The organism is Streptomyces sp. NPDC012474 (assembly GCF_042955185.1).
GTDB classification, from domain to species: Bacteria; Actinomycetota; Actinomycetes; order Streptomycetales; family Streptomycetaceae; genus Streptomyces; species Streptomyces cahuitamycinicus.
The window spans coordinates 268,804-287,169 of the sequence record NZ_JBIBEP010000009.1; the positions used below are offsets into that span (position 1 = coordinate 268,804).

Annotated in this window: 17 protein-coding genes; all 17 read left to right on the plus strand. The window is 69.2% G+C overall.

Translation table 11 applies throughout. From position 1 onward, the window contains the following. The first annotated feature begins 136 nt into the window (after positions 1 to 136). The 17 genes from rho to ACFY9S_RS21810 all read left to right on the plus strand — a co-directional run bounded on the left by rho (position 137) and on the right by ACFY9S_RS21810 (position 18,365). Entirely contained in the window at positions 137 to 2,206 is a 2,070-nt protein-coding gene (rho, locus tag ACFY9S_RS21730; RefSeq protein ID WP_391131002.1) for a transcription termination factor Rho, read from the plus strand. Between the two features lie 138 nt (positions 2,207 to 2,344). After that, on the plus strand, positions 2,345 to 4,132 hold the full coding sequence (locus ACFY9S_RS21735; protein WP_391131197.1) for a trypsin-like serine protease: 1,788 nt from the start codon (positions 2,345 to 2,347) through the stop codon (positions 4,130 to 4,132). A 207-nt stretch (positions 4,133 to 4,339) separates the two neighbouring features. Continuing rightward, entirely contained in the window at positions 4,340 to 5,476 is a 1,137-nt protein-coding gene (locus tag ACFY9S_RS21740) for an LCP family protein (RefSeq protein ID WP_391131004.1), read from the plus strand. Between the two features lie 212 nt (positions 5,477 to 5,688). Further along, entirely contained in the window at positions 5,689 to 5,910 is a 222-nt protein-coding gene (rpmE, locus tag ACFY9S_RS21745) for a 50S ribosomal protein L31 (RefSeq protein WP_031140670.1), read from the plus strand. Positions 5,911 to 6,014: 104 nt separating this feature from the next. After that, positions 6,015 to 7,091, plus strand: coding sequence for a peptide chain release factor 1 (gene prfA, locus ACFY9S_RS21750; protein WP_102908191.1), 1,077 nt, complete (start codon positions 6,015 to 6,017; stop codon positions 7,089 to 7,091). 53 nt (positions 7,092 to 7,144) lie between these two features. Beyond that, positions 7,145 to 7,990 (plus strand): peptide chain release factor N(5)-glutamine methyltransferase, encoded by an 846-nt coding sequence (gene prmC / locus ACFY9S_RS21755; protein WP_391131009.1) that lies wholly within the window; start codon positions 7,145 to 7,147, stop codon positions 7,988 to 7,990. Between the two features lie 70 nt (positions 7,991 to 8,060). Beyond that, positions 8,061 to 8,708, plus strand: coding sequence for an L-threonylcarbamoyladenylate synthase (locus tag ACFY9S_RS21760; RefSeq protein ID WP_102908189.1), 648 nt, complete (start codon positions 8,061 to 8,063; stop codon positions 8,706 to 8,708). Continuing rightward, a complete protein-coding gene (locus tag ACFY9S_RS21765) occupies positions 8,705 to 9,385 on the plus strand; it encodes a protein-tyrosine-phosphatase (protein WP_102908188.1) in 681 nt (226 codons plus the stop codon). Before ACFY9S_RS21760 ends, ACFY9S_RS21765 begins: the two co-directional genes overlap by 4 nt. A 122-nt stretch (positions 9,386 to 9,507) precedes the next feature. After that, complete coding sequence (gene glyA, locus ACFY9S_RS21770; protein WP_391131013.1) at positions 9,508 to 10,746, plus strand: serine hydroxymethyltransferase; 1,239 nt, start codon at positions 9,508 to 9,510, stop codon at positions 10,744 to 10,746. A 129-nt stretch (positions 10,747 to 10,875) separates the two neighbouring features. After that, positions 10,876 to 12,222, plus strand: a complete 1,347-nt coding sequence (locus ACFY9S_RS21775; protein WP_391131016.1) for an MraY family glycosyltransferase — start codon at positions 10,876 to 10,878, stop codon at positions 12,220 to 12,222. 297 nt (positions 12,223 to 12,519) lie between these two features. Continuing rightward, the gene (locus tag ACFY9S_RS21780) at positions 12,520 to 12,957 is read left to right on the plus strand and encodes a hypothetical protein (RefSeq protein ID WP_391131018.1); all 438 of its coding nucleotides are present in this window, start codon (positions 12,520 to 12,522) and stop codon (positions 12,955 to 12,957) included. Between the two features lie 273 nt (positions 12,958 to 13,230). Next, positions 13,231 to 13,998: a F0F1 ATP synthase subunit A gene (gene atpB, locus ACFY9S_RS21785; protein WP_391131200.1), complete on the plus strand. Its 768-nt coding sequence runs from the start codon at positions 13,231 to 13,233 to the stop codon at positions 13,996 to 13,998. Positions 13,999 to 14,077: 79 nt separating this feature from the next. After that, on the plus strand, positions 14,078 to 14,314 hold the full coding sequence (locus tag ACFY9S_RS21790) for an ATP synthase subunit C (RefSeq protein ID WP_010040161.1): 237 nt from the start codon (positions 14,078 to 14,080) through the stop codon (positions 14,312 to 14,314). Between the two features lie 39 nt (positions 14,315 to 14,353). Beyond that, entirely contained in the window at positions 14,354 to 14,902 is a 549-nt protein-coding gene (locus tag ACFY9S_RS21795) for a F0F1 ATP synthase subunit B (RefSeq protein WP_386502860.1), read from the plus strand. Next, positions 14,899 to 15,714: a F0F1 ATP synthase subunit delta gene (locus ACFY9S_RS21800; RefSeq protein WP_391131023.1), complete on the plus strand. Its 816-nt coding sequence runs from the start codon at positions 14,899 to 14,901 to the stop codon at positions 15,712 to 15,714. The genes ACFY9S_RS21795 and ACFY9S_RS21800 overlap by 4 nt, the downstream gene beginning before the upstream one ends. A 126-nt stretch (positions 15,715 to 15,840) precedes the next feature. Next, positions 15,841 to 17,430, plus strand: coding sequence for a F0F1 ATP synthase subunit alpha (atpA, locus tag ACFY9S_RS21805; protein WP_391131026.1), 1,590 nt, complete (start codon positions 15,841 to 15,843; stop codon positions 17,428 to 17,430). 20 nt (positions 17,431 to 17,450) lie between these two features. Next, positions 17,451 to 18,365, plus strand: a complete 915-nt coding sequence (locus tag ACFY9S_RS21810) for a F0F1 ATP synthase subunit gamma (RefSeq protein WP_391131029.1) — start codon at positions 17,451 to 17,453, stop codon at positions 18,363 to 18,365. The last annotated feature ends 1 nt before the right edge of the window (position 18,366 follow it).

An 18,366-nucleotide genomic window follows, 5' to 3' on the forward strand; every position in this document is an offset into this window, starting at 1 on the left:
GCGCCATCACCAGATTCCTCCGCCGCTTAGGCGGACCACCGCCCCGGCACGGTTCACACCACACGGACCGAAGTCGGACAGCACAACCGGTCGCCGAGCCAGACAGGCCGACGTCCGCTCCAGGGAAGGACCCTTCGTGAGCGACACCACCGATCTGATGGGCGCACGTGTCGAGGAGACCGCTGCCGCGCCCGCCACGGACGCCTCCGCGCCTGCCAGCGGTGCCGGCTCCCGGCGGCGCCGCGGTACCGGCCTCGAGGGCATGGTGCTGGCCGAGCTGCAGCAGGTCGCATCCGGCCTCGGTATCAGGGGCACCGCGCGTATGCGCAAGAGCCAGCTGATCGAGGTCATCAAGGAGGCGCAGGCGTCCGGCGGCGCCGCTCCGGCCGCGAAGGCCGACGCGCCCGCCGAGACCAAGCCCAAGCGCCGTGCCACCTCACGCACCCGTACGGGCGACAACGCCGAGAAGGCGGAGAAGAAGGCGGACGCGAAGGAAGCCTCCAAGGCCCCCGCGGACAAGGCCGACAAGGCCGTGGCCCAGCAGCAGATCGAGATCCCCGGCCAGCCCGCCGGAGGCGCCTCCCGGTCGAGCGAGAACGAGCGCGCGGGAGACGACGCGCCCGAGCGCCGCCGTCGCCGGGCCACCGCCGATGCCGGAGCCCCGGCTTCCGCCGCGGAGACCATCGTCGCCGAGGCGAAGACCGACACCAAGGCCGAGGCTCAGACGCAGCAGCAGTCCCAGAGCAACGAGGCCAAGTCCGACGCCGGTGACGGCGAGGGCCGTCGTCGCGACCGCCGTGACCGTGACCGCGACCGGGACCGGGACCGCGGGCGTGACCGCGACCGCCGCGGCGGCAAGGGTGACGACCAGCAGGGCGGCGGCCGTCAGGACCGCGGCCAGCAGCAGAGCCAGCAGGGCGGCGGCCGCCAGGACCGCGGCCAGCAGCGGGCCGACGAGGACGGGGACGACTTCGACGGCGGCCGTCGTGGCCGTCGCGGGCGCTACCGCGACCGCCGGGGCCGACGCGGTCGTGACGACGTCCAGGAGCCGCAGATCACCGACGACGACGTCCTGATCCCCGTCGCGGGCATCCTGGACATCCTCGACAACTACGCGTTCATCCGCACGTCCGGCTACCTGCCCGGCCCGAACGACGTGTACGTCTCCCTCGCCCAGGTCCGCAAGAACGGCCTGCGCAAGGGCGACCACATCACCGGTGCCGTGCGCCAGCCCAAGGACGGCGAGCGGCGCGAGAAGTTCAACGCGCTGGTGCGCCTGGACTCCGTCAACGGCATGGCGCCCGAATCCGGGCGCGGGCGACCGGAGTTCAACAAGCTGACGCCGCTGTACCCGCAGGACCGCCTGCGTCTGGAGACGGACCCGGGCGTCCTCACCACCCGCATCATCGACCTCGTCGCGCCGATCGGTAAGGGCCAGCGCGGTCTGATCGTGGCCCCGCCGAAGACCGGCAAGACCATGATCATGCAGGCGATCGCCAACGCGATCACGCACAACAACCCCGAGTGCCACCTGATGGTCGTCCTCGTCGACGAGCGTCCGGAGGAGGTCACCGACATGCAGCGGTCGGTGAAGGGCGAGGTCATCTCCTCGACCTTCGACCGTCCGGCCGAGGACCACACCACCGTCGCCGAGCTCGCCATCGAGCGTGCCAAGCGCCTGGTGGAGCTGGGCCACGACGTGGTCGTGCTGCTCGACTCGATCACCCGTCTGGGCCGCGCGTACAACCTCGCCGCCCCGGCCTCCGGCCGCATCCTGTCCGGTGGTGTCGACTCGACGGCGCTGTACCCGCCGAAGCGCTTCTTCGGTGCGGCCCGCAACATCGAGGACGGCGGCTCGCTGACGATCCTCGCCACCGCCCTGGTGGACACCGGGTCCCGCATGGACGAGGTCATCTTCGAGGAGTTCAAGGGCACCGGCAACGCCGAGCTGAAGCTCGACCGCAAGCTCGCGGACAAGCGCATCTTCCCGGCGGTGGACGTCGACGCGTCCGGCACCCGTAAGGAAGAGATCCTGCTCGCCCCCGACGAGCTCGCCATCGTCTGGAAGCTGCGCCGGGTGCTGCACGCCCTCGACCAGCAGCAGGCGGTCGAGCTGCTGCTCGACAAGATGAAGCAGACGAAGTCGAACGCCGAGTTCCTGATGCAGATCCAGAAGACGACCCCGACGCCGGGCAACGGCGACTGAGGCAGTCGGCTGAGGTAAGCACTGCACGAAGAGGGCCGCTCCCGGCACGGGGGCGGCCCTTTGTGCTGTTCGTGTGCGGGTAGGATCACGCTCTCTTCGAACTTGTGATCCCGAGGGGGGACATACGTGGGTACACCCATGCCCGGGGGCGGTCGGCACAGACGTCGCATACGCATCGCACTGCCCGTCGCCGCGGCCGGTGTCGCCGCCGCCGTGGCCGGCGCACTGCTGTCGACGTCCGCCGGTGCGGCCACCCCGCTGCCGCAGCCGAAGATCAAGCCCGCCGTCGCTTCGCCGTCGCTCGCCGACCTGGAGAAGCGTGTCGCGGGCGCCATGGCCGGTGACGACGTCGCCGGCAAGACGAGCAAGGCCTCGCTCAGCGCGGGCACCGTGGCCGGCGGCGTCGACCCCAAGGTCATCGGCGGCAACGAGACCACCATCAGCACGGCCCCGTGGATGGCGCAGCTCCACTACTACGACGACCGGGGAACCTCCGGCACCAGCGACGACATCGGCTTCTTCTGCGGCGGTGCCGTCGTCGCGCCGACGAAGATCCTGACCGCCGCGCACTGCGTCAAGGGCTACAACTGGAACGCCAACGGCGCCGTCGTCACCGGCACCTCCCAACTGCCCTCGGCCGACGGCACCGACCTGCACGGCGGCACCGTCACCGGCATCCACCGGCAGTGGAACCACCCGTCGTACAACGCGACGACCATCGACAACGACATCGCGGTGCTGACCCTGCCCGTCCCGGTCAAGGCCACCCCGATCCGCATGACGACCTCCGGCGACACCACGTCGTACAAGGCAGGCACCAGTGCCAAGGTCTACGGCTGGGGCCGCACCAGCTCCACCAGCGACGACATCTCCGAGACGCTGAAGACGGCCACGCTCCCCATGCAGTCCGACACGACGTGCTCCGGCGCGTACGGCGCGGACTTCGTCAAGGGCCACATGGTCTGCGCGGGCAAGCCCGCCACCGGCAGCGACACCGGCACCGTCTCCGCCTGCAACGGCGACTCCGGCGGCCCCCTGGTCGTCAACAACCGGATCGTCGGTGTCGTGTCCTGGGGTGTGACCGACTGCGTCGCGAAGGGCGCCTACAGCGTCTTCGCCAAGGTCAGCTCCTACGTCGGCGCCGCCTACCCGCGCCTCGACGACACCAACGTCAGCGGCGACCACAAGGCCGACCTGTGGGTGCGCAACGCCTCCACCAAGACCGGCTACTCCAAGGACTCCAAGGGCACGTCCTTCGCCGCCCGCGAGTCCTGGGGCAACTGGAACGGCGTGAACGTCGTCCTGCAGACGGACCTCGACCGCGACGGCTACCAGGACCTGGTCTACCGGCGCAGCAGCGACGGTGACGTCTTCCGGACGCACTACGTCATCTCCAGCGGCACCTGGTCCACCAAGCAGATCGCCGACAACTGGAAGACCCGCACCCGGATCATCACCCCCGGTGACGTCACCGGCGACTACCTGCCCGACCTGCTCTCGGTCGACTCCGCGGGCGTCATGTGGATCTACCCGGGCAAGGGCAACGGCACCTTCGCGCCCCGCGTGAAGGTCGGCTCCGGCTGGAACCAGTACAACTCCGTGCGCGGCAAGGGCGACTACAACGGGGACGGCAAGACCGACCTGCTCGCCCGCAGCAAGTCCGGCAGCGCCATCTACCTCTACAAGGGCACCGGCAAGGCCGGCGCGGGCGCCTTCTCGGCCCGGGTCAAGGTGCGCACCTGGGCCGACTACAACGCCTTCGACGCGCCCGGCGACGTCACCGGCGACGGCAAGGCCGACTTCCTGGCCCGCACCCCCGGCGGCACGCTCTACCTGTACGCGGGCACCGGCAAGGGGACAAGCGAGATCTTTGCCACAAGGAAGTCCGTGGGCACCGATTTCAAGCAGTACGACATCTTCGGCTGAAAAGGCAGGTGAGCGGGTTCCGCTCCGCCCTGACGAGCACGGACTGTGCCCACCGCCGCACGCGGTGGGCACAGTCCGTTGTGCAACCCTTTCCCGAGTTTCCCCGTCTGACCAGGTGGGGCGACGATAGTGCGAGGAAGGGTCTTCTCCGGCCACGCCTGGCACTGACCGCAGGGGGTAACCGACCGTAGAAGAGCTGAGGAGTACATGTCCGCCGAGAGCACACCCGGCCCGGGTATACCGGGAGACAGCGGCACCAGTGGAGCGCGCCACCGCGGCAAGGGCCGGCGCCGTAAGCCCCCGAAGCGTCACAAGGGCTTGTTGATCACGGCCTGGACGACCGCGGGAATCGTCGTGCTGGGCGGCGCCGGAGCCGGGTACCTGTACCTCAAACTCAACGGCAACCTCAAGAGCGTCGACATCGACCAGGCTCTCGGCACGGACCGGCCCAAGAAGGCCGACAACGGCTCGGAGAACATCCTCGTCCTCGGCTCCGACACCCGCGCCGGCGGCAACAAGAAGCTCGGCGGCGGCACCGACGACGGCAGCGCCCGCTCCGACACGGCGATGATCGTGCACGTCTACAAGGGGCACAAGAAGGCCAGCGTGGTCTCCATCCCGCGCGACACCCTCATCGACCGTCCCTCGTGCACGGACACCAAGGGCGACGAGTACCCCGCCGCGCGCAGCGTGATGTTCAACTCCGCGTACTCCACCGGCGGGGCCGCCTGCGCCGTGAAGACCGTCGAGTCGATCACCGACCTGCGCATGGACCACTACCTGGAGGTCGACTTCGCCGGCTTCCAGAAGCTCATCGACGACCTCGGCGGCGTCGAGATCACCACGACCAAGAGCATCGACGACCCAGACAGCCATCTGAACCTGAAGGCCGGCACCCACACGCTCGACGGCAAGCAGGCCCTCGGCCTGGTCCGCACCAGACACGGCGTCGGCGACGGCTCCGACCTGGGCCGGATCCAGCTCCAGCAGGCCTTCATCAAGGCCCTGGTCAACCAGATCAAGGACGTCGGCGTCTTCTCGAACCCGAAGAAGCTGCTCGACCTCGCGGAAACCGCGACCAATACGGTGACGACCGACTCCGACCTCGGCTCGGTCAACAAGCTGGCGTCCTTCGCGAGCGGCCTGAAGGGCATCAGCCCGGCCAACATGCACATGGTCACGATGCCGGTGGCCTACGACCCGGCCGACCCCAACCGCGTCCTCCTCCAGGAGAAGAAGGCCGACCAGATCTGGCAGGCCCTGGAGAACGACAGGCCGATCCCCGAGAGCGCGACGAAGGGCACGGCGACCGGTGAGGCCAAGGGCGTCGTGAGCGGCTCCTGAGGACCGCGCCCCGAAGGGGGCGCGGGCTGGTATCGATGTGCGGCTCCGCCGCGGGGGCGCGAACAACGCACGACGGCCCGCGGGGAACAAACGACGGCAACCCCCGGTTTTGGGAGTAGGCCCCAGTCCTGGCAGACTGGTACGTCGGCTCCGGTTCACGCTCCCGCATCCCGCGGCGGCGACCCGGCGCCCTCCCGAACCTAGGAGACACCTTGAAGCGCGACATCCACCCCGAGTACGTCGAGACGCAGGTCAGCTGCACCTGTGGCGCGTCGTTCACCACCCGCAGCACCATCGAGTCCGGCGCGATCCGTGCCGATGTGTGCTCCGAGTGCCACCCGTTCTACACGGGCAAGCAGAAGATCCTCGACACCGGTGGCCGTGTGGCCCGCTTCGAGGCCCGCTTCGGCAAGGCCGCCGGCTCCAAGAAGTAGCGAGCCTCAATTCGCCGGTCCACGGACGCGCCCCCGCACCGGGCGCTCCGGGACCGGCGTTTTTGGTCGCCCGCCCTTCACCCCGTCCCGCACAGGAGCCCAAGATGTTCGAGGCCGTCGAGGAACTCGTCGCCGAGCACGCCGACCTGGAGAAGAAGCTCGCCGACCCGTCGGTCCACTCCGACCAGGCCAACGCGCGCAAGCTGAACAAGCGTTACGCCGAGCTCACCCCCATCGTCGCCACGTACCGCTCCTGGACGCAGACGGGCGACGACATCGAGACGGCGCGTGAACTGGGCGCCGACGACCCGGAGTTCGCCGCCGAGGTCAAGGAGCTGGAGAAGGCGCGCGAGGTGCTCACGGAGAAGCTGCGCCTCCTGCTCGTCCCGCGCGACCCCAGCGACGACAAGGACGTCATCCTCGAGATCAAGGCGGGCGCGGGCGGCGACGAGTCGGCGCTGTTCGCCGGCGACCTGCTGCGCATGTACCTGCGCTACGCCGAGCGCGTCGGCTGGAAGACCGAGATCATCGACGCCACCGAGTCGGAGCTGGGCGGCTACAAGGACGTCCAGGTCGCCGTGAAGACCAAGGGCGGCCAGGGTGCCACCGAGCCGGGCCAGGGCGTCTGGGCGCGGATGAAGTACGAGGGCGGCGTGCACCGCGTGCAGCGCGTGCCCGCGACGGAGTCCCAGGGCCGCATCCACACCTCCGCGGCCGGTGTGCTCGTCACGCCCGAGGCGGAGGAGGTCGACGTCGAGATCAACCCCAACGACCTCCGCATCGACGTCTACCGGTCCTCCGGGCCCGGCGGACAGTCCGTCAACACCACCGACTCCGCCGTGCGCATCACGCACCTTCCGACCGGAGTCGTCGCCTCCTGCCAGAACGAGAAGAGCCAGCTGCAGAACAAGGAGCAGGCACTGCGTATCCTGCGCTCCAGGCTGCTCGCGGCGGCGCAGGAGGAGGCGGAGCGGGAAGCGGCCGACGCCCGCCGCAGCCAGGTCCGCACCGTCGACCGCTCCGAGAAGATCCGCACCTACAACTACCCGGAGAACCGCATCTCCGACCACCGCGTCGGCTTCAAGGCGTACAACCTGGACCAGGTCCTGGACGGCGACCTCGACGCGGTGATCCAGGCCTGCGTCGACGCGGACTCGGCGGCGAAGCTGGCGGCCGCGTAAGGCAGGCACGAGCACGTACGAGTGATCACGTACGAGTACTACGGAGGACTTGCGTGAACCTGCTGCTCGCGGAGGTGGCTCAAGCCACTCAGCGGCTCGCCGACGCCGGCGTGCCCTCGCCGCGTACCGACGCGGAGGAGCTCGCCGCGTTCGTGCACGGCGTCAAGCGCGGCGAGCTGCACTCCGTCAAGGACTCCGACTTCGACGCCCGCTACTGGGAGGTCATCGCCCGCCGCGAGGCCCGCGAACCGCTCCAGCACATCACCGGGCGCGCCTACTTCCGCTACCTGGAACTCCAGGTCGGCCCCGGGGTGTTCGTGCCGCGGCCCGAGACGGAGTCCGTGGTCGGCTGGGCCATAGACGCCGTACGGGCCATGGACGTCGTCGAGCCGTGCATCGTCGACCTGTGCACCGGCTCCGGCGCCATCGCCCTCGCCCTGGCCCAGGAGGTGCCGCGCTCGCGCGTGCACGCCGTGGAGCTGTCCGAGGACGCCCTGAAGTGGACCCGCAAGAACGTCCAGGGGTCCAGGGTCGAGCTGCGGCAGGGCAACGCGCTGACGGCGTTCCCGGACCTGGACGGCCAGGTCGACCTGGTCATCACCAACCCGCCCTACATCCCGCTCACCGAGTGGGAGTACGTCGCCCCCGAGGCGCGGGACTACGACCCCGACCTGGCCCTCTTCTCCGGCGAGGACGGCCTCGACCTCATCCGCGGCCTGGAGCGCACCGCGCACCGGCTGCTGCGGCCGGGCGGCGTGGTCGTCGTCGAGCACGCCGACACCCAGGGCGGCCAGGTGCCGTGGATCTTCGCCGAGGACCGCGGCTGGACCGATGCGGCCGACCACCCGGACCTCAACAACCGCCCGCGTTTCGCCACCGCCCGCAAGGCACTGCCGTGAGCACACCGGGCACCCCGCGCTCTTCGCGGACTTCATCCCAGCAGCACGTGTACGAGGAGGCCAGCTAAAGATGGCACGGCGATACGACACCAACGACGCGACCGACCGTGTGACCGGTCTGCGCGAGGCAGCGTCCGCCGTCCGCCGTGGCGAGCTCGTGGTGCTGCCGACAGACACGGTGTACGGCGTCGGCGCGGACGCGTTCTCCTCGGAGGCGGTCGCCGACCTGCTGGAGGCGAAGGGCCGGGGCCGCAACATGCCCACTCCCGTCCTCATCGGCTCCCCGAACACGCTGCACGGCCTCGTCACGGACTTCTCCGAGCTGGCCTGGGAGCTGGTCGACGCGTTCTGGCCGGGCGCCCTGACGCTCGTCGCCCGGCACCAGCCGTCCCTCCAGTGGGACCTCGGGGACACCCGGGGCACGGTCGCCGTGCGCATGCCCCTGCACCCGGTCGCCATCGAGCTGCTGACCGAGGTCGGCCCCATGGCCGTCTCCTCCGCCAACCTGACCGGCCACCCGGCGCCGGAGGACTGCGACGCCGCGCAGGAGATGCTCGGCGACTCCGTCTCCGTCTACCTCGACGGCGGCCCGACCCCCGGCATCGTGCCGTCGTCGATCGTCGACGTGACCCGTGAGGTGCCGCTGCTGCTGCGGGCGGGTGCCATCTCGGCGGACGAGCTCCGGAAGGTCGTACCCGACCTCGAGGTGGCGAATTGACGGCCCCTGGATCGGGGCGTGGCATAGGCAACGGGGAAAGCGCGGCGGAGATCACGACGACCTTCGTGGGACTTCCGCGCGACAGCTTCCGCATCCTCCACGTCAGCACCGGCAACGTGTGCCGCTCGCCCATCACCGAGCGGCTGACCCGCCATTTCGTCAGGGAGCGGCTCGGCGTCCTCGGTGGCGGGCTCGTCGTGGAGAGCGCGGGTACCTGGGGTCACGAGGGCGCGCCCATGGAGTCGCACGCGGAGACCGTCCTGGCCGACTTCGGCGCGGACGCCTCCGGCTTCACCGGGCGCGAGCTCCTCGACGAGCACGTGATCCGCGCCGACCTGGTGCTGACCGCCACCAGGGACCACCGGGCGCAGGTCATCTCCATGGGGCACTCGGCGGGCCTGCGGACCTTCACGCTCAAGGAGTTCACCCGCCTGGTCAAGGCCATCGACCAGGCGACCCTGCCGCCCCTGGAGGAGGGCGTGGTCATCCGCGCGCGCTCGCTGGTCCGGGCCGCGGCGGCTCTACGCGGGTGGCTGCTGGCACCGACCGCGGAGGCGGACGAGGTCTACGACCCCTACGGCGCGCCCCTGACGTTCTTCCGCTCCATCGGCGACGAGATACACCAGGCACTCGATCCGGTCGTCACGGCCCTGACGGGCGTCCCCGCAAAGATGTAGCAGCCGAGCGCCCCGGGGACCCCGGGCCTACATTGGACGTACGTCACCACGGCGAGTGAGCCGAGACCGACTCAGGCGCCCGGAGGCGAACCGCCAGAGAAACGCGCCGCCCGGAGCCCATCATGACGGTCACCCCTGCCATCGAGGCCGACGTCCTGCGCCGCCAGGACCCCGAGCTCGCCGACATCCTGTTCGGCGAGCGGGAGCGGCAGTCGACCACGCTCCAGCTGATCGCCGCCGAGAACTTCACCTCCCCGGCCGTGCTGGCCGCCCTCGGGTCACCGCTCGCCAACAAATACGCCGAGGGTTACCCGGGGGCGCGGCACCACGGTGGCTGCGAGATGGCCGACGCGGCCGAGCGCCTCGCCGTCGAGCGGGCGAAGGCCCTGTTCGGCGCCGATCACGCAAACGTCCAGGCCCACTCGGGCTCTTCGGCGGTGCTCGCCGCCTACGCCGCCCTGCTCCGCCCCGGCGACACCGTCCTCGCGCTCGGCCTGCCCTACGGCGGGCACCTCACACACGGCTCGCCCGCCAACTTCTCCGGCCGCTGGTTCGACTTCGTCGGATACGGCGTGGACGCCGAGTCGGGGCTCATCGACCACGAGCAGGTGCGCACCCTGGCCCGCACGCGCCGGCCCAAGGCGATCGTGTGCGGCTCGATCGCCTACCCCCGGCACCTCGACTACGCGTTCTTCCGCGAGGTGGCCGACGAGGTGGGCGCGTACCTCATCGCGGACGCCGCGCACCCCCTCGGGCTCGTCGCCGGGGGAGCGGCGCCGAATCCGGTGCCGTACGCGGACATCGTCTGCGGGACCACCCACAAGGTGCTGCGGGGTCCGCGCGGCGGGCTGGTCCTGTGCCGGGGCGAGCTGGCCGAGCGGGTCGACCGGGCCGTGTTCCCTTTCACACAGGGCGGTGCGCAGATGCACACCATCGCCGCCAAGGCGGTCGCGTTCGGGGAGGCGGCAACACCGGCGTTCGCCGCGTACGCCCATCAGGTGGTGGCGAATGCGCGGGTTCTGGCGGCCCGGCTGGCCGCGGCGGGCCTGGTCGTCACCACCGGCGGCACGGACACCCACCTGATCACCGCCGACCCGGCGCCCCTCGGCGCCGACGGGCGCACGGCCCGGGGCCGTCTCGCCGCGGCAGGCCTGGTCATGGACTGCTGTGCCCTGCCGCACGGCGACGCCCGGGGGCTGCGGCTCGGCACGGCCGCGGTCACCACGCAGGGCATGGGCGACAGGGAGATGGCCCGGATCGCCGAGCTGCTCGCCGGGGTGCTCGGGGGCGTGACGGAGACCTCAAGAGCACGTGAAGATGTGCGGGAGCTGGCCGGTGGATTTCCGCCGTATCCCGCTTGAGTCGGGGTAAGCGCATCAGGGTGCACAGCCACTCGTGCAACCATCGTCGCTACCCGGAAGTCCCCACTCATATGCGCGCATCGCTAGGGTGTGGGGCTGTGATGGCCAGCGAGACCTGTGGGGAAGCCCGTGCGTGAATACCTCCTGACGCTCTGCATCACGGCCGCGGTGACGTATCTGCTGACAGGGCCGGTACGTAAGTTCGCGATCGTGGCCGGAGCGATGCCGGAGATCCGGGCACGTGACGTGCACCGGGAGCCCACTCCGCGCCTCGGCGGTATCGCGATGTTCTTCGGCCTGTGCGCCGGCCTGCTGGTCGCCGACCACCTGACCAACCTCAGCCAGGTCTTCGAGACGTCGAACGAACCCCGGGCGCTGCTGTCCGGGGCGGCGGTGATCTGGCTGATCGGGGTGCTGGACGACAAGTTCGAACTGGGCGCTCTGATCAAGCTGGGCGGCCAGATGGTCGCAGCCGGCGTCATGATTCTTCAGGGCTTGACCATCCTGTGGCTGCCCATCCCCGGGGTGGGGACAGTGTCCGTCACTCCGTGGCAGGGCAACCTGCTCACGGTGGCGCTTGTGGTCATCACCATCAACGCGGTCAACTTCGTGGACGGCCTTGACGGACTGGCGGCAGGGATGGTGTGCATTGCCGCAGCGGCGTTCTTTCTCTACACCTACCGGATCTGGTACGGCTACGGTGCCGAAGCGGCCGCCCCGGCGACCCTGTTCTCCGCGGTGCTCATGGGTATGTGCCTCGGCTTCCTGCCGCACAACATGCACCCCGCCCGGATCTTCATGGGCGACTCCGGGTCCATGCTGATCGGTCTGGTGCTCGCGGCGAGCGCGGTGTCCGTCACCGGCCAGTTGGACGTGGAGGCGCTCAACGTCGATCTCGGTGGTTCGCGAGAGACTACCCACGCGATGCTCCCCGTCTTCATCCCTCTGCTGATGCCATTGACGATCATCGCGATTCCGGCCGCGGACCTGATCCTGGCGATCGTGCGCCGCACCTGGCGCGGCCAGTCCCCGTTCGCCGCCGACCGCGGTCACCTGCACCACCGGCTGCTGGAGATCGGCCACTCGCACAGCCGCGCGGTGCTCATCATGTACTTCTGGTCGGCGCTGATCGCCTTCGGCGCCCTCGCCTACTCGGTCAACTCGGCGTCCATGTGGATCGTGCTGGGTGTGGTCTTCCTCAGCGCGATCGGGCTGCTGCTGCTTCTGCTGCCGCGCTTCACCCCGCGTGCCCCGCGCTGGATGGAGCACTTCGTGCCGCCGCGCTACCGGCGTCGCGGCTCGGTCGCGGCCCTCTCACCGGAGGTCTCGACGCCTGCGGCGACGGCGGACCAGCACGACCTTGCCGGGGCCGAGGAGCGCGCCCCCGTGGTGGCCGGGGTCGCCGGTGCCAACGGGGCGACCGCCATCGGCCCCCGTTCTCGCCTGACCGACCGGCGCAAGGCCGGGACAAGGTAAGAATCTGACTAGAGCATTGCCAAGTCGTGGGGTTGCGATGGGGGTGCGAAGCGCCCCAATACCAGACAACTCGGCACCCTTCCCGCTCAGACGCGCAGCGTCACTCTCATGTGTGACAGTCCGCACACCTCCAGGTAAAGACTGCATCAAATAGTTTGTGATACGGTTCACGAGAACCCCCGGATAGAGCCGAAGGACCGCAGTGCGACGGTCCGTTGGCGTGAGGTCTCCACTCAGCCCGGGGCTACGCTCGTCCATGACGACACCCCTGCCCCCTGCGAAAGCGGAGTTGCCGCCATGCCGTCCAATGACGCCCGGAACCTCTTGCAGTGCGCTGTGCCCACAGCCGCTGCCGGTGTGGTGGTGGTCGCCGTCAGTGGCGTGGTGGCCGGAGGCAAGGGAGCCGTCGGAGCGGCCGTCGGCACCGCACTGGCCATCCTCTTCATGGGGGTCGGTCTGTACGTTCTCCAGTGGACGGCAAAATCGCTTCCGCAGTTGTTCCAGGCCATGGGGCTGATGCTCTATGTCGCCCAGCTGCTGCTTCTACTGATCTTCGTCGCCCTCTTCAAGGACACCTCTCTCTTCAACGCGAAGACGTTCGCCCTCGGGCTCGTCATCGCCACGGTCGTGTGGATGGCCGCGCAGGCTCGCGCGCACATGAAGGCCAAGATCTTCTACATCGATCCGGAACCCGAGAAGAGTGAGAAGCCCGAGAAGACCGGACCGTCGTCGTGACGGGTAGGGGCGCGATAAAGGGCAGTAGGAACTCCTGCTATCGTCCGGTGCCAACTGCGGCATCGCGGGCGCGGGCATCTGAGCTGACGCCTGCTCGAACGCGAGGCTCGATGCCCCTCAGCCGCCCTCACATCCGTAACACCTGTCCGGTGCCGATCCGCGGCTGCGTGCCGCGCCGACACAACGAGGTTGCCGTACCTATGCGTCACGCCGAAGGAGCCCGTGGTGAGTGCTGACCAGACCCAGCTCGCCTTTGACTGGAGCTGTCGGATCATGTCCGACGGGTGTGGTTTTCCGGCACCGGGCCTGCACTCGTTCCTCTTCAAGCCGATTGCCACGGTTGGAGGGTTCGAGTTCAACAAGGTGATGCTGCTTGCCCTCATCACCACCATCCTCGTCATCGGCTTCTTCTACGCGGCCTTCGGCAAGGCCAAGGTGGTGCCGGGCAAGCTGCAGATGGTCGGTGAAGCCGGTTACGACTTCGTCCGCCGCGGCATCGTCTACGAGACCCTCGGAAAGAAGGAGGGCGAGAAGTACGTCCCCTTGATGGTCTCGCTCTTCTTCTTCATCTGGATCATGAACATCTGGTCCGTGATCCCGCTCGCGCAGTTCCCGGTCTCGTCGATCATCGCCTTCCCGGCGGTTCTCGCCGCGATCGTCTACGTGACCTGGGTCTCGCTGACCTTCAAGCGGCACGGCTTCGTCGGGTTCTTCAAGAACATCACCGGCTACGACAAGTCGCTCGGCCCGGTGCTGCCGCTCGTGATGGTCATCGAGTTCTTCTCGAACCTGCTCGTCCGGCCGTTCACACACGCGGTGCGACTGTTCGCGAACATGTTCGCCGGCCACCTGATGCTGGTCATGTTCACGGTCGCCTCCTGGTACCTGCTGAACAGCTGGATGATCCCGGCGGCCGGTGTCTCCTTCGTCATGACCGTCGCGATGATCGGCTTCGAACTCTTCGTGCAGGCCGTCCAGGCGTACGTCTTCGTACTCCTCGCCTGCACGTACATCCAGGGCGCTCTGGCCGAGCACCACTGAGCCCCTCACCCCCCGCAAGATCCCAAGAACGTCCGGTGGCCAACCCCCGCCGGTCCGTGAAAGAGAAGGAAGAAACAGCATGGCTGCCACTGAGACCCTCGCCGCTGTCTCCGGTTCGCTCGGCTCCATCGGCTACGGCCTCTCCGCCATCGGCCCCGGCATCGGCGTCGGCATCATCTTCGGTAACGGCACCCAGGCCCTGGCCCGCCAGCCCGAGGCCGCCGGCCTGATCCGCGCCAACCAGATCCTGGGCTTCGCCTTCTGTGAGGCGCTCGCCCTCATCGGCATCGTTATGCCGTTCGTGTTCGGTCAGTAATCACCTGCTCACCGACACGTTTCGACGAAAGGCACTGATGTGATCGCCAACCTGGTGCAGCTGGCGGCCGAGGAAGAGCAGAACCCGCTCATGCCTCCCGGCCCCGAGCTGCTCGTCGGCACCATCGCCTTCGCCATCGTGTTCTTCTTCTTCTGGAAGAAGCTGCTTCCGAACATCAACAAGGTTCTGGAGGAGCGCCGCGCGGCGATCGAAGGCGGTATCGAAGAGGCCGAGACCATGAAGGTCGAGGCCCAGAGCGTCCTTGAGCAGTACAAGGCACAGCTCGCCGAGGCCCGGCACGAGGCCGCGCGTCTGCGCCAGGAGGCGCAGGAGCAGGGCGCCACGCTCATCGCCGAGATGCGGGCCGAGGGCCAGCGTCAGCGCGAGGAGATCGTCGCCGCCGGTCACGCCCAGATCGAGGCCGACCGCAAGGCCGCGTCCTCCGCGCTGCGCCAGGACGTCGGCAAGCTCGCCACCGACCTGGCCGGCAAGCTCGTCGGGGAGTCCCTCGAGGACCACGCCCGCCAGAGCCGCGTGATCGACCGGTTCCTCGACGACCTCGAGGAGAAGGCCGAGGCCGGCCGATGAACGGAGCGAGCCGCGAGGCCCTGGCAGCCGCACGTGAGCGTCTCGACGCGCTGACGGACTCCACGTCCGTGGACGCCGGCTCGCTCGCCGACGAGCTGGCCGCCGTCACCGCTCTGCTCCACCGCGAGGTGTCTCTGCGTCGGGTCCTCACCGACCCGTCGCAGTCCGGCGAGGCCAAGGCCGAGCTGGCCCAGCGTCTGCTCGGTACCCAGGTCAGCGGCCCGGCCGCCGACCTGGTGGCCGGCATGGTGCGCTCCCGCTGGTCGCGCTCGCGTGACCTGGTGGACGCCCTGGAGGTGCTGGCCGACACCGCCGACCTCACCGCCGCGCAGCAGGCCGGCAAGCTCGACGACGTCGAGGACGAGCTGTTCCGGTTCGGCCGGATCGTCTCCGGCAGCACCGAGCTGCGTGCCGCGCTGACCGACCGCAAGGCCACCACCTCGGCCAAGGGCGAGCTGCTGCGCAGCCTGCTCGGCGGCCGGGCCCAGCCGGTCACCGAGCGTCTGGTCACGCGCCTTGTGACCGCGCCGCGGGGACGTAGCCTGGAGTCGGGACTGGAGTCCCTGTCCAAGCTCGCCGCCGAGCGCCGGGACCGCATGGTGGCCATCGTCACCTCGGCGGTGCCGCTGAGCGACCCGCAGAAGCAGCGCCTGGGCGCCGCCCTCGCGAAGCTCTACGGCCGCAAGATGCACCTCAACCTGGACGTGGACCCCGAGGTCCTCGGCGGGATCAGGGTGCAGGTCGGTGACGAGGTCATCAACGGCTCCCTCGCGGACCGCATCGAGGACGCCAGCCGCCGGCTCGCCGGCTGAGCAGCAACTCAATAGGCACTACGTACTTACGACGGCCCTGGTTGGGCCGTGCAGAAGAATCCTGGGGGTCGCCCCCAGACCCCCAAAGTGAAACTTCGGGCCCAACAAGGAGAGCAGGGAACCCAGATGGCGGAGCTCACGATCCGGCCGGAGGAGATCCGGGACGCGCTGGAGAACTTCGTCCAGGCGTACAAGCCGGACGCGGCCTCGCGCGAGGAGGTCGGTACGGTCACCTTCGCCGGCGACGGTATCGCGAAGGTCGAGGGTCTGCCCTCGGTCATGGCCAACGAGCTGCTGAAGTTCGAGGACGGCAGCCTCGGTCTCGCCCTCAACCTCGAGGAGCGCGAGATCGGCTGCGTCGTCCTCGGCGAGTTCAGCGGCATCGAGGAGGGTCAGCCGGTCTCCCGTACCGGTGAGGTTCTCTCCGTCGCGGTGGGCGAGGGCTACCTCGGCCGCGTGGTGGACCCCCTCGGCACCCCGATCGACGGCCTCGGCGAGATCGAGACCGAAGACCGTCGCGCCCTGGAGCTGCAGGCCCCGGGCGTCATGGTCCGCAAGTCGGTGCACGAGCCGATGGAGACGGGCTACAAGGCCGTCGACGCGATGACCCCGATCGGCCGTGGCCAGCGTCAGCTGATCATCGGTGACCGTCAGACCGGCAAGACCGCCCTGGCCGTCGACACCATCATCAACCAGCGCGACAACTGGCGCTCGGGCGACCCGAACAAGCAGGTCCGCTGCATCTACGTCGCCATCGGCCAGAAGGGCTCCACGATCGCCGGTGTGCGCGGCGCTCTCGAGGAGGCCGGCGCGCTGGAGTACACGACCATCGTCGCCGCCCCGGCGTCCGACCCGGCCGGCTTCAAGTACCTGGCGCCGTACACCGGTTCGGCCATCGGCCAGCACTGGATGTACCAGGGCAAGCACGTCCTGATCATCTTCGACGACCTGTCGAAGCAGGCCGACGCCTACCGTGCCGTGTCGCTGCTGCTGCGCCGCCCGCCGGGCCGTGAGGCCTACCCGGGTGACGTCTTCTACCTGCACTCCCGTCTGCTGGAGCGCTGCGCGAAGCTCTCCGACGAGATGGGCGCCGGCTCGATGACCGGTCTGCCGATCGTGGAGACGAAGGCCAACGACGTCTCGGCGTTCATCCCGACCAACGTCATCTCCATCACCGACGGCCAGTGCTTCCTGGAGTCGGACCTGTTCAACGCCGGTCAGCGCCCCGCGCTGAACGTCGGTATCTCCGTCTCCCGAGTCGGTGGTTCCGCGCAGCACAAGGCGATGAAGCAGGTCTCCGGCCGTCTGCGCGTGGACCTCGCCCAGTTCCGTGAGCTGGAGGCGTTCGCCGCCTTCGGTTCCGACCTGGACGCCGCGTCCAAGGCGCAGCTGGAGCGCGGTCAGCGCATGGTCGAGCTGCTGAAGCAGGCGCAGTACCAGCCGATGGCCACCGAGGACCAGGTCGTCTCCGTCTGGGCCGGCACCACCGGCAAGATGGACGACGTCCCCGTCGCCGACATCCGCCGCTTCGAGAAGGAGCTGCTGGAGTACCTGCACCGCAAGGAGCAGGGCCTGATGACCTCCATCCGCGAGGGCGGCAAGATGTCCGACGACACCCTTCAGGCCGTCGCCGAGGCCATCGTGGAGTTCAAGAAGCAGTTCGAGACCTCCGACGGCAAGCTGCTCGGCGAGGACACCCCGGCTGCCGGTAAGTGACGACGGAAGGGACCTGACTCATGGGAGCCCAGCTCCGGGTCTACAAGCGTCGCATCCGATCCGTCACCGCGACCAAGAAGATCACCAAGGCGATGGAGATGATCGCCGCCTCGCGCGTCGTCAAGGCGCAGCGCAAGGTGGCGGCCTCCACCCCGTACGCGACCGAGCTCACTCGCGCGGTCACGGCGGTCGCCGGCGGATCGAACACCAAGCACCCGCTCACGACCGAGCCCGAGAACCCGACCCGCGCCGCGGTCCTGCTCCTCACGAGCGACCGCGGTCTGGCCGGCGCCTTCAACTCCAACGCCATCAAGGCCGCGGAGAGGCTCACGGCGAAGCTCGAGGCCGAGGGCAAGGAGGTCGTCAGCTACATCGTCGGCCGCCGCGGTGTCGCCCACTACAACTTCCGCGAGCGCAAGATCGCGGAGTCGTTCACGGGCTTCACCGACGAGCCGTCGTACGCGGATGCCAAGAAGGTCGCGGCCCCGCTGATCGAGGCGATCGAGACGGAGACGGCCGAGGGCGGCGTGGACGAGCTCCACATCGTCTACACCGAGTTCGTGTCGATGATGACGCAGACGGCGATCGAGGCGCGGCTGCTGCCGCTCAGCCTCGAAGAGGTCGAGCAGGAGGCGAAGCCCAAGGGCGAGATCCTCCCGCTGTTCGACTTCGAGCCCTCGGCGGAGGACGTCCTGGACGCCCTGCTGCCGCGCTACGTCGAGAGCCGCATCTACAATGCGCTGCTCCAGTCGGCCGCCTCCAAGCACGCCGCCACGCGGCGCGCGATGAAGTCGGCCACCGACAACGCCGGAGAGCTCATCGAGACGCTCACCCGGCTTGCCAACCAGGCCCGCCAGGCCGAAATCACCCAGGAAATCAGCGAGATCGTCGGTGGCGCCAGTGCCCTGGCCGACGCGACCGCGGGGAGTGACTGAC